Origin of the sequence: Leptospira alexanderi serovar Manhao 3 str. L 60 (genome assembly GCF_000243815.2) — a bacterium.
GTDB classification, from domain to species: domain Bacteria; phylum Spirochaetota; class Leptospiria; order Leptospirales; family Leptospiraceae; genus Leptospira; species Leptospira alexanderi.
Genome location: NZ_AHMT02000014.1, coordinates 1 through 982 on the forward strand (window position 1 = coordinate 1; position 982 = coordinate 982).

2 protein-coding genes are annotated in these 982 nt (G+C 37.4%); both read left to right on the forward strand.

Features of this window, described 5'->3' with window-relative positions; all coding sequences use genetic code 11:
* The coding region (locus LEP1GSC062_RS23560) for a hypothetical protein (RefSeq protein ID WP_020983468.1) at positions 1 to 296 on the forward strand (296 nt) is incomplete at its 5' end.
* 29 nt (positions 297 to 325) lie between these two features.
* A complete protein-coding gene (locus tag LEP1GSC062_RS03860; protein ID WP_020983467.1) occupies positions 326 to 982 on the forward strand; it encodes a hypothetical protein in 657 nt (218 codons plus the stop codon).

Here is a 982-nt window from a genome sequence, read left to right on the forward strand (position 1 = left end):
CGGACAACAAAACGGAGTTAGGTGGTAGTGTCGGTGTAAACTACAACGCAAAGAGCGGAGCTTGGGGAGCGAGTGTAGGTTTGAAAATGGGTCTTGGTCAAAAAGGGAAAGACGGCTATTCGAACTGGGCGGAAGTCAGCTACAACAGAAACAATATCGGTCGTGACAATCAATCTTCGGGAGTGAGTGCAAATATCCGGCGCACCTTCTCTGTGAAAGGTAACAAGGAATGTCCGGATATCCGGACTTTCCAAAAAGCTGTCAACACGAGCCGTGCACGAGTTACTTCAGTTTAATCATAAATAAAATAAATAGGAAAGAAAAAATGAGAAAAAATAGAATACAATCAAGCGTATTAATTTTGCCTTTACTGGTTTTAATGAATTGCTATTCGTTAGGTGCGGATCGCATTTTCAAACCGGGCATTGAAATACAAACGAAACCGACTATCGTAGAAGTAGATGAGAAAGGGATTGTTCCCCTTAAAAGCGAACTTTGGATTCGGTTAGGTGATTCTTTTAAAAAAGAGTATGAACATAGCTGGGGAATATTTCGTGAAACAGCGAATACACGGATCAATTCTATTGTAGCTACTTACGAGGAATCTAAGCTTTTTTCGGCTGTAAAGTTTGTTCCGAATGCGGAAGAGGTCCCTAACGCGAAGTCAAAAACCTTCGAAGTAAAATTAGATTATACTGGTAATGTTAGAACAAATAGTTTGTATAAACTTCCGTTTTTATTTATAGCCTTAATTGGGTATGTAATTATTCCAAATTATATGGAAGCTGATTTAACTTTGGTAAATGAAATCAAACGTTGGGATAATAAAGTAAATAGTTATACTTCGGCAGCAAAAGGCAGAATTTACTTTTACTTTGATGTAAAAGCAGGTAATAAACTATATGCAGAACTTGATAAAGAGAATACCAAATCGATTATTTCCCAGATGAAAGTAGATTATTCTTTTTTGAGCGGGAAATGA

Excerpts from the sequence above, each read along its gene's own strand:
- LEP1GSC062_RS03860 (WP_020983467.1), top strand. The coding sequence starts at position 326 with ATGAGAAAAAATAGAATACAATCAAGCGTATTAATTTTGCCTTTACTG.